Source organism: Shigella sp. SIG3 (assembly GCF_053555855.1).
On record NZ_JBQZXE010000121.1, the window covers coordinates 1 to 10467 of the forward strand.

Annotated in this window: 6 protein-coding genes, 3 tRNA genes and 6 pseudogenes; 11 read left to right on the forward strand and 4 right to left on the reverse strand. The window is 46.4% G+C overall.

The window, feature by feature from the left end:
* Positions 1-120 precede the first annotated feature (120 nt).
* From ACUU1I_RS17100 to ldtA, 7 genes and pseudogenes are all read left to right on the forward strand, one after another.
* Positions 121-384, forward strand: a pseudogene (locus tag ACUU1I_RS17100) (integrase); the annotation flags it as partial.
* A gap of 134 nt (positions 385-518) precedes the next feature.
* Positions 519-707: pseudogene (locus ACUU1I_RS17105) on the forward strand (IS4 family transposase); the annotation flags it as partial.
* A gap of 8 nt (positions 708-715) precedes the next feature.
* Positions 716-859: pseudogene (locus ACUU1I_RS17110) on the forward strand (cobalamin biosynthesis protein); the annotation flags it as partial.
* Positions 860-1010: 151 nt separating this feature from the next.
* Positions 1011-1556, forward strand: a complete 546-nt coding sequence (gene cobU / locus ACUU1I_RS17115) for a bifunctional adenosylcobinamide kinase/adenosylcobinamide-phosphate guanylyltransferase (protein WP_000973202.1) — start codon at positions 1011-1013, stop codon at positions 1554-1556.
* 17 nt (positions 1557-1573) lie between these two features.
* Positions 1574-2285 (forward strand): annotated as a pseudogene (cobS, locus tag ACUU1I_RS17120) (adenosylcobinamide-GDP ribazoletransferase).
* 11 nt (positions 2286-2296) lie between these two features.
* Entirely contained in the window at positions 2297-3376 is a 1080-nt protein-coding gene (cobT, locus tag ACUU1I_RS17125) for a nicotinate-nucleotide--dimethylbenzimidazole phosphoribosyltransferase (protein WP_001165578.1), read from the forward strand.
* Positions 3377-3437: 61 nt separating this feature from the next.
* Positions 3438-4373, forward strand: a complete 936-nt coding sequence (gene ldtA, locus ACUU1I_RS17130) for a L,D-transpeptidase (RefSeq protein WP_000986346.1) — start codon at positions 3438-3440, stop codon at positions 4371-4373.
* A 55-nt stretch (positions 4374-4428) separates the two neighbouring features.
* Here ldtA and ACUU1I_RS17135 read toward each other — a convergent pair.
* Positions 4429-4504 (reverse strand) — tRNA-Asn (locus tag ACUU1I_RS17135).
* A gap of 326 nt (positions 4505-4830) precedes the next feature.
* On the opposite strand from ACUU1I_RS17135, the gene nac reads away from it, so the two are divergent.
* Positions 4831-5748: a nitrogen assimilation transcriptional regulator NAC gene (gene nac / locus ACUU1I_RS17140; protein ID WP_001011445.1), complete on the forward strand. Its 918-nt coding sequence runs from the start codon at positions 4831-4833 to the stop codon at positions 5746-5748.
* A gap of 101 nt (positions 5749-5849) precedes the next feature.
* Positions 5850-6800, forward strand: a complete 951-nt coding sequence (cbl, locus tag ACUU1I_RS17145) for an HTH-type transcriptional regulator Cbl (RefSeq protein WP_001010995.1) — start codon at positions 5850-5852, stop codon at positions 6798-6800.
* Between the two features lie 37 nt (positions 6801-6837).
* On the opposite strand, the gene ACUU1I_RS17150 is transcribed toward cbl, so the two are convergent.
* Positions 6838-6913: transfer RNA gene (locus tag ACUU1I_RS17150), tRNA-Asn, on the reverse strand.
* A gap of 160 nt (positions 6914-7073) precedes the next feature.
* Here ACUU1I_RS17150 and yeeO point away from each other — a divergent pair.
* Both yeeO and ACUU1I_RS17160 read left to right on the forward strand, forming a co-directional pair.
* A pseudogene (gene yeeO, locus ACUU1I_RS17155) lies at positions 7074-8545 on the forward strand (toxic metabolite efflux MATE transporter YeeO).
* Positions 8546-8645: 100 nt separating this feature from the next.
* Positions 8646-8721, forward strand: a tRNA-Asn gene (locus tag ACUU1I_RS17160).
* Between the two features lie 455 nt (positions 8722-9176).
* On the opposite strand, the gene ACUU1I_RS17165 is transcribed toward ACUU1I_RS17160, so the two are convergent.
* A complete protein-coding gene (locus ACUU1I_RS17165; protein ID WP_000532915.1) occupies positions 9177-9893 on the reverse strand; it encodes a YebC/PmpR family DNA-binding transcriptional regulator in 717 nt (238 codons plus the stop codon).
* Positions 9894-10235: 342 nt separating this feature from the next.
* Positions 10236-10421, reverse strand: a pseudogene (locus ACUU1I_RS17170) (AMP nucleosidase); the annotation flags it as partial.
* Between the last annotated feature and the right edge of the window lie 46 nt (positions 10422-10467).

The following is a 10467-nucleotide window of genomic DNA, read 5'->3' on the forward strand; positions in this document are numbered from 1 at the left end:
ATGATTGTCAATAATTAATTGACAGAATACGTACATGCGCAACAACTAGTGATAGTTGACTTATTTTCGCTCTTGAGAGACAACCATACTCAAATCTCCCACATTGCAGGAGATTTGAATATGAAAACGTCACCGTGGAATAAAGACCGTACCATCGGTCAAAAAAGGCCACTTCAGATATCTCATATCTGGGGGATCCGGATTAGACTTGAGTTGGAAGGTAAAACACGCGATCTAGCTCTGTTCAACATGGCTTTGGACAGTAAGCTACGGGGCTGTGATTTGGTCAAACTCAAAGTATCAGATGCTGCATATGGCAGTTCTGTCTCAAGCAGAGCAACGGTGTTGCAACAGAAAACCGGCAGCCCTGTCCAATTTGAGATGCCTTTAATAACACATCTTTTAAATGTTGAAGAATTATCCCGCCTGCTGAAGAACGTTGCTCTGAGTGTGATAAACCTTTTTATTCTTGATGATGTCAGCGAGAAGATGGAATATATCCCCGACTGGGTCGTGGTTACCCGGTTAAACATCTGGTGGCGCTAATAAATCTGGCAAGTCACATTCTGTTGAATGCTGTGACAGTGCCTTACCGAGAGAGCGAAATTGTGGTGTTCTAGTGCATAGTCGCCACCATTCCGGATAATTCTATTGCGTTGTTTTACAAGTTCTTTTACAGCGCAGATCTGTCGCTGACGTTGAATCAATAGCCTGGATTTCAGAACACAATGCCCGTTTGCTGGTTGGTCCGGCAGTAGCATTAATTCATTATCTGAATGAAATGTGTCAATCCACAGAAACCGCTGTCAATGACGCATTTTGTCGGACGTTAACACGAGAAAGTCTGGCTATTCCGTAATGCCATCTTATTTCGTAATGGATTGAGAATGCTGGATTTTTAATTATATTACGCGCAGTATTAATCGCGTAAATGTTTTGCGGTCAGCAACGGTGGGGGATCCATTGCTCTGTTCAATGTATACCATCATACATTTGAATCAGGAGTCGGTATGATGATTTTGGTGACGGGAGGCGCATGGAGCGGGAAGAGTCGCCATGCAGAGGTGCTTATTGGGGACTCTTCACAGGTTCTGTATATCGCTACCTCGCAAATCCTTGATGATGAGATGGCTGCACGGATAGAACATCATCGGCAAAGCCGCCCGGAGCACTGGCGCACAGTGGAGCGCTGGCAACATCTTGATGAATTAATTCATGCAGACATTAACCCGAATGAGGCTGTGTTGCTGGAATGCGTTACCACAATGGTGACTAATCTGTTGTTTGATTATGGCGGCGATAAAGACCCTGATGAATGGGATTATCAGGCGATGGAACAGGCGATTAATGCTGAGATTCAGTCGTTGATTGCTGCCTGCCAACGTTGCCCCGCAAAGGTTGTATTAGTGACTAACGAAGTGGGAATGGGGATTGTGCCGGAGAGTCGTCTGGCACGACATTTTCGTGATATTGCCGGGCGGGTAAATCAGCAGTTGGCCGCTGCGGCAAATGAAGTATGGCTGGTGGTTTCGGGTATTGGAGTAAAAATCAAATGAGCAAATTATTTTGGGCGATGCTCTCATTTATTACGCGTCTGCCTGTACCGCGTCGCTGGTCCCAGGGACTGGATTTCGAGCATTATTCTCGCGGTATTATTACTTTTCCTTTGATTGGATTATTGCTTGGCGCGATTAGCGGGCTGGTCTTCATGGTGCTGCAGGCATGGTGTGGCGCACCACTGGCGGCACTGTTTAGCGTACTTGTGCTGGCGCTGATGACCGGGGAATTCCATCTGGACGGCCTCGCTGATACCTGTGATGGCGTATTTTCTGCACGTAGCCGCGATCGCATGTTGGAAATCATGCGTGATAGCCGTTTAGGCACCCACGGCGGTCTGGCATTGATTTTTGTGGTACTGGCAAAGATTCTGGTGTTAAGCGAGTTGGCTCTGCGTGGCGAACCGATCCTTGCATCGCTGGCGGCAGCATGTGCGGTCAGCCGCGGGACTGCCGCATTATTGATGTATCGTCATCGTTATGCGCGGGAAGAAGGGCTTGGCAATGTGTTCATTGGCGCGACAAACCTGCGTCACACTCGGCTTAGCCGCTATTTTTGCTGCCGTATTATTGCTGGGTATGCATGGTGTGGCTGCTATGGTGGTGACGATGGTGGCGATTTTCATCCTCGGTCAGCTTCTCAAACGTACGCTGGGCGGGCAAACGGGCGATACGCTGGGAGCAGCCATAGAGCTTGGTGAACTGGTCTTCCTGCTGGCACTGCTATAAAGAGACATGACATGCAAATAATTGCCGATTTACTGAATACGATCCCAGCCATCAATTCTGCCGCTATGTCGCGTGCACAACGGCATGTTGACGGGTTACTCAAACCTGTTGGTAGCCTAGGAAAGCTGGAGGCGCTTGCCATACAACTGGCAGGAATGCCGGGGGTGAATGGCATACCGCATGTGGGCAAAAAAGCGGTACTGGTTATGTGTGCCGATCACGGCGTCTGGGAGGAAGGGGTCGCTATTTCTCCAAAAGAAGTGACAGCCATACAGGCTGAAAATATGACCCGTGGAACAACCGGCGTGTGTGTGCTGGCAGCACAAGCGGGCGCTAACGTCCACGTAATTGATGTTGGTATTGATACTGCTGAGCCTATCCCCGGGCTTATCAACATGCGTGTCGCACGAGGTAGCGGCAATATTGCTTCAGCTCCGGCAATGAGTCGCCGTCAGGCTGAAAAGTTGCTTTTGGACGTCATATGTTATACGCGGGAGCTGGCGAAAAACGGTGTCACGCTGTTTGGTGTAGGTGAACTGGGGATGGCAAACACGACACCGGCAGCGGCAATAGTCAGCACAATCACTGGCCGGGATCCTGAAGAAGTGGTTGGGATTGGCGCAAACCTGCCGACAGATAAACTGGCTAATAAAATTGATGTTGTGCGTCGGGCGATTACGTTGAATCAACCAAATCCTCAGGATGGTGTTGATGTCCTGGCAAAAGTGGGTGGATTTGATTTGGTCGGAATAGCTGGAGTGATGTTAGGTGCTGCTTCCTGCGGTTTACCCGTGTTGCTGGATGGATTTCTTTCTTATGCTGCTGCGCTCGCAGCCTGCCAGATGTCTCCTGCAATCAAACCGTATCTCATTCCTTCTCACTTGTCGGCAGAAAAAGGCGCGCGTATAGCGCTCTCGCATTTGGGGCTGGAGCCTTATCTCAATATGGATATGCGTTTAGGTGAGGGTAGTGGTGCAGCTCTGGCGATGTCCATCATCGAAGCTGCTTGTGCGATATACAACAACATGGGCGAACTTGCTGCCAGTAATATTGTTCTACCGGGGAATACGACTTCTGATTTGAACAGCTAAAAACGAAAAGTCTGATAAAAGCTATACTTATCGGATAGTATTCGCGACTTAGGAAAGGGACATGATGCGTCGTGTAAATATTCTTTGCTCATTTGCTCTGCTTTTTGCCAGCCAAAATAGCCTGGCGGTAACTTATCCATTACCTCCAGAGGGTAGCCGTTTAGTGGGGCAGTCGCTTACTGTAACTGTTCCTGATCACAATACTCAGCCGCTGGAGACTTTTGCCGCACAATACGGGCAAGGGTTAAGTAATATGCTGGAAGCGAATCCGGGCGCTGATGTTTTTTTACCGAAGCCTGGCTCACAACTCACCATTCCGCAGCAACTGATTTTGCCCGCCACTGTTCGTAAAGGGATTGTGGTTAACGTCGCTGAAATGCGTCTTTATTACTATCCGCCAGACAGTAATACAGTGGAAGTCTTTCCTATTGGTATCGGCCAGGCTGGGCGAGAAACCCCGCGTAACTGGGTGACTACCGTTGAACGTAAACAAGAAGCACCAACCTGGACGCCAACGCCGAACACCCGGCGCGAATATGCGAAACGAGGGGAGAGTTTGCCCGCATTTGTTCCTGCGGGGCCCGATAACCCCATGGGGCTGTACGCGATTTATATTGGCAGGTTGTATGCCATCCACGGTACCAATGCCAATTTTGGTATTGGGCTCCGTGTAAGTCAGGGCTGTATTCGTCTGCGTAATGACGATATCAAATATCTGTTTGATAATGTTCCTGTAGGCACACGTGTACAAATTATTGATCAGCCAGTGAAATACACAACGGAACCGGATGGTTCAAAGTGGCTGGAAGTTCATGAGCCGCTGTCACGCAATCGTGCAGAATATGAGTCTGACCGAAAAGTGCCATTGCCGGTAACCCCATCTTTGCGGGCGTTTATCAACGGGCAAGAAGTTGATGTAAATCGCGCAAATGCTGCGTTGCAACATCGATCGGGAATGCCTGTGCAAATTAGTTCTGGTTCAAGACAGATGTTTTAAGAGCGTTGGTAATTAGAAAGTAAAAAGCCTGCTCGAAAGCAGGCTTTTTTGAATTTGGCTCCTCTGACTGGACTCGAACCAGTGACATACGGATTAACAGTCCGCCGTTCTACCGACTGAACTACAGAGGAATCGTGTGAACGGGGCGCATATTAATGGCAGTGCATGGTGATGTCAAAGGGTGAAATGCATTTTTTTGTTTGTTTGCTGCCAATTTCAACAAAGTGGTGAGCTTTCAATCTTATTGGGTAATGAACCATCGTGGTGCATACCCTCCTTTTATAGGGCAGGTGAATGCGACTGCTGATAAAAAGGGCCAATGACGAATCTATCATAATCTCTTATTTGACAGTTGGTTAGCTTGCGCATCAACGCCAAAATAGAACTGGCAGGCATCTTGCATACTGGTTGTAAGTAATGGCGGCACTTGGGCCGATTCTTAAAAACCGGAGGCAACATGAACTTCAGACGCCTGAAATACTTCGTAAAAATTGTAGATATTGGTAGCCTGACCCAGGCTGCTGAAGTATTGCATATCGCACAACCAGCGCTCAGCCAGCAGGTTGCCATACTGGAAGGTGAGTTAAATCAACAGCTTTTGATTCGCACAAAACGGGGCGTTACGCCAACAGACGCCGGAAAAATTCTCTATACCCATGCACGGGCCATTTTACGTCAGTGTGAGCAGGCCCAACTGGCGGTGCATAACGTTGGTCAGTCATTATCGGGGCAAGTCTCGATTGGCTTTGCGCCAGGAACCGCTGCGTCATCCATCACCATGCCCTTATTACAGGCGGTTCGCGCTGAATTCCCGGAGGTCGTTATCTATCTTCATGAAAATAGTGGCGCAGTGCTTAACGAAAAACTGATAAATCACCAACTCGATATGGCGGTGATTTATGAGCATTCCCCTGTGGCTGGGGTATCCAGTCAGGCTTTGCTGAAAGAAGATCTTTTCCTGGTAGGAACTCAAGATTGCCCGGGGCAAAACGTTGATGTTAATGCTATTGCGCAAATGAACCTTTTTCTCCCCAGTGATTACAGCGCTGTTAGACTTCGTGTTGATGAGGCTTTTTCCCTACGGCGGCTCACGGCAAAAGTCATTGGTGAAATTGAGTCTATTGCCACGCTTACCGCAGCGATTGCCAGCGGCATGGGCGTTGCAGTATTACCTGAATCGGCTGCGCGTTCGTTATGTGGCGCAGTAAATGGGTGGATGTCACGCATTACCACTCCTTCAATGAGTCTCTCTTTGTCCTTAAATTTACCCGCCAGAGCAAACTTGTCACCACAGGCACAGGCAGTGAAAGAGTTGTTAATGTCAGTGATTAGTTCTCCAGTGATGGAAAAAAGGCAGTGGCAATTGGTGAGCTAAGCGTTATATCGGGATGGAATAAGATGCGGGTTTTTATTATTTGTTATGCCGGGCATTAGACTTTAACAATAACGGGATATCTGAACTGCCCGGAGTTTACCGTGAATTTCCAACAACTAAAGATAATCCGCGAGGCTGCACGTCAGGATTACAACCTGACAGAGGTTGCGAATATGCTTTTTACCTCACAGTCAGGCGTTAGCCGTCATATTCGGGAACTGGAGGATGAACTTGGCATCGAAATATTTGTTCGACGAGGTAAGCGACTGCTGGGGATGACTGAACCGGGCAAAGCATTACTGGTCATTGCAGAACGTATTCTGAATGAAGCCAGTAATGTTCGTCGGCTTGCAGACCTGTTTACCAACGATACGTCTGGTGTTCTCACTATTGCAACGACGCATACTCAGGCACGTTATAGCTTGCCAGAGGTCATTAAAGCTTTTCGCGAACTTTTCCCGGAGGTTCGGCTCGAGCTAATCCAGGGTTCGCCACAGGAAATTGCGACGTTGTTGCAAAATGGCGAAGCTGATATTGGTATCGCCAGCGAGCGTTTGAGTAATGACCCGCAGCTCGTCGCCTTCCCGTGGTTTTGTTGGCACCATAGTTTGCTTGTTCCACTCGATCATCCCTTAACGCAAATTACACCATTGACGCTGGAATCAATAGCGAAGTGGCCGTTAATTACTTACCGACAGGGAATTACGGGGCGCTCACGCACTGATGACGCATTTACCCGCAAAGGTTTGCCGGCAGATATTGTATTAAGTGCACAGGATTCTGATGTCATTAAAACCTATGTTGCTCTTGGGCTTGGGATCGGATTAGTTGCCGAACAATCCAGCGGCGAACAAGAGGAAGAGAATTTAATCCGCCTGGATACGCGGCATCTTTTCGATGCTAATACTGTCTGGTTGGGACTGAAGCGAGGACAACTTCAGCGTAACTATGTTTGGCGCTTTCTGGAACTTTGTAATGCAGGACTGTCAGTTGAGGATATCAAGCGCCAGGTGATGGAAAACAGTGAAGAGGAAATTGATTATCAGATATAGCAAAAAGCCCGCTATAAAAGCGGGCTTTTCAGAAATTTGGCTCCTCTGACTGGACTCGAACCAGTGACATACGGATTAACAGTCCGCCGTTCTACCGACTGAACTACAGAGGAATCGCTGTTGAGGCACATCTTAACGGCGAAAAATATTTTGTCAAACCCGATTTTTAAATTTCCCAACTGTTTGCCGTTTCTATCAACAGTTTGTTGCATTTGCAGACAATTTGTTGGCGAAAATCTTTGCAGCTTTGCTGATTCTCCCTCATCATTTGAAATGTGGTTTCACTTTCTGCAATTAAGGTCGGCTTTGAATATCTCCTCTGCTTTACGCCAGGTTGTTCACGGCACTCGCTGGCACTCTAAACGCAAGAGCTACAAAGTGTTGTTCTGGCGCGAGATAACCCCGCTTGCTGTTCCTATCTTCATGGAGAACGTCTGTGTCCTGTTGATGGGGGGCCTGAGCACTTTTCTGGTCAGCTGGCTGGGAAAAGATGCGATGGCCGGCGTGGGGTTGGCGGACAGCTTCAATATGGTCATTATGGCTTTTTTTGCAGCTATCGATCTTGGTACTACTGTCGTTGTAGCATTTAGTCTCGGTAAGCGGGATCGACGACGAGCGAGGGTGGCGACGCGGCAGTCATTGGTGATCATGACGTTGTTTGCCGTACTGTTGGCAACGCTAATTCATCATTTTGGCGAACAAATTATTGATTTCGTCGCGGGTGATGCCACGACAGAAGTTAAAGCACTGGCGTTGACTTATCTGGAGCTGACCGTACTCAGTTATCCAGCCGCTGCCATCACTCTTATTGGTAGCGGGGCACTTCGTGGTGCAGGGAATACGAAAATACCGCTACTGATTAACGGTAGCCTGAATATTCTTAATATTATTATTAGCGGCATATTGATTTACGGCCTTTTCTCCTGGTCGGGGCTGGGTTGGGTTTAACCATTTCTCGTTATATTGGCGCAGTTGCAATTTTGTGGGTGCTGGCGATTGGTTTTAATCCTGCGCTAAGGATTTCGTTAAAGAGCTATTTTAAACCGCTGAATTTTAGCATTATCTGGGAAGTCATGGGGATTGGTATTCCAGCGAGTGTCGAATCAGTGTTATTTACCAGTGGTCGGTTATTAACCCAAATGTTCGTTGCCGGGATGGGGACCAGCGTTATTGCCGGAAATTTTATCGCGTTCTCAATTGCGGCTCTTATCAACTTACCCGGAAGTGCGCTCGGTTCTGCTTCTACGATCATTACAGGCCGAAGGTTGGGGGTAGGGCAGATAGCGCAAGCAGAGATTCAGTTGCGGCATGTGTTCTGGCTGTCCACTCTTGGATTAACGGCCATCGCCTGGCTAACGGCTCCCTTTGCCGGGGTTATGGCATCGTTTTACACCCAGGATCCACAGGTTAAACACGTCGTTGTGATTCTGATTTAGCTAAATGCTTTATTTATGCCTATTTGGTCCGCCTCATGGGTGCTACCCGCTGGATTTAAGGGTGCTCGTGATGCCCGTTACGCCATGTGGGTTTCTATGTTGAGCATGTGGGGTTGCCGGGTTGTAGTCGGTTATGTGCAGGGAATCATGCTTGGCTGGGGTGTGGTTGGTGTCTGGATGGGAATGTTTGCCTACTGGGCTGTGCGGGCCGTGCTGTTTTACTGGCGAATGGTTACTGGACGTTGGCTGTGGAAATACCCTCGATCCGAGCCGCAAAAGTGTGAAAAAAAGCCAGTTGTGTCGGAATAAACGACAAAATGCAGATTATTTCAGCAAACGATTTCAAATTTAAAAAACAGGCTTTGACATTGTGGGTGGGCATCGCTAATATTCGCCTCGTTCTCACGATTCCTCTGTAGTTCAGTCGGTAGAACGGCGGACTGTTAATCCGTATGTCACTGGTTCGAGTCCAGTCAGAGGAGCCAAATTTTAGTTTTGAGACATCTCTATGAGACTCAGGACAGTTAAAAAATAAAAATTATTTTTACCCGGCCACTTTGTAAAAAAGTGGCCGGGTTTTTTGATTTCTGTGTTTCGTGCGCTTAATCGAGTCTCACGCTTCAGTGAGCAAATTGCCCCTCCCCAACAGACATCACGATTCACAAGGTCAAAAATTCTGTTCCATGAAGTACCGTACAAAGATAAAGAGAAAAATGCCTTATGCGGGATGTAGCTGTCGCGTCTTTATCGGGAAACTATACGTAATTGCCACTTTGTCTTCGGTAATCAGAAAAAGAAGACCTGCCATTTTAATAAATATTATTTCTCTGGGAACGGGGATTTTTTATAAGCAATATGACGAGTTAAACATTATATTTTTTATAAGAATTATATGAGATTAAAGAAATCTGCCATAAAGACAGATTTCTTTAAAATATAATTAGAGATTTGCGACGTTATGATAAACTTTTTGTACATCGTCGTCATCTTCAAGGGCATCAACAAGCCCTTCAAAGATTTCTAAATCTTCTGGGGAAAGCTCAACTTCAGATTGAGCAATCATTTCTAATTCTGTTGTTGAGAACTCAGTGATTCCAGCTGCTTTTAGCGCCGCGATTCCTTTATGAAGGTCAGCAGGTTCAGTATAAATAACAATATTACCTTCTTCTTCAGTTACATCACGAACATCAACTTCAGCGTCAAGCAAAATTTCAAAAATATGGTCAGGGTCTGTTCCTTTAAATACAATCACACCCGTATTGTCAAACATATAGCTGACAGAACCTGCCGCTCCGATATTGCCGCCTTTTTTATTGAAAATTGTGCGAACGTTAGCAATCGTACGGTTAACATTTGAAGTCAATGTCTCAGCAATAATCATTGAGCCATTAGGACCAAAGCCTTCATAACGTCCCTGTACGAACGTTTCATCTCCGCCGCCTTTGGCTTTATCAATTGCTTTATCAATAACGTGCTTTGGAACTTGTGCCTGCTTTGCACGTTCAATAACGAATTTTAAAGATGTGTTTAATTCTGGATCGGGTTCACCTTGTTTGGCAGCAGCATAGATTTCTACACCGAATTTTGCATAAATTTTAGACGTTGCACCGTCTTTAGCCGTTTTTTTAGCAACAATATTGGCCCATTTACGTCCCACTGGAATGATCTCCTCGAAAATTTATTTACATTACTGGTAAATCGTTAACATGTGTTAATTCGGCATATTATATCATAACAGGAAAAATCTCGTCTATTAGAAATAAAAATATTCTAAAGCCATAATCTTATATTTAATTTTATAAAAACTAATGTTGTTGGCGGGATTTTTTATAATTGTGTTTTGAAAGCATACTTGCTTTTAATATGTGGAAATCATTAAGACGATAATAAAACTCGCATCTGCCCAAGGAAGCAAGCAGCCCGCGTTTATTGCAGGCTATTTGCCAGATGTCTTACTTAATCCTTCACATCTATTTCTGATAAGAAGGTTCATAACTTATTATCGGAACGGCGGCTCATTAAAGGTTCGTAATTTACGTGAATGCAGTCGGTCGCCTTCTGCGCGCAGCAAATCGATCGCCCGAATGCCAATTTGCAGGTGTTCGGAAATAGCGCCTTCATAAAAACGGTTAGCCTGGCCGGGAAGCTTAATCTCACCATGTAACGGTTTATCTGAAACACACAGGGTAATGACTCCAACTTACTGATAGTGTTTTATGTTCAGATAATGC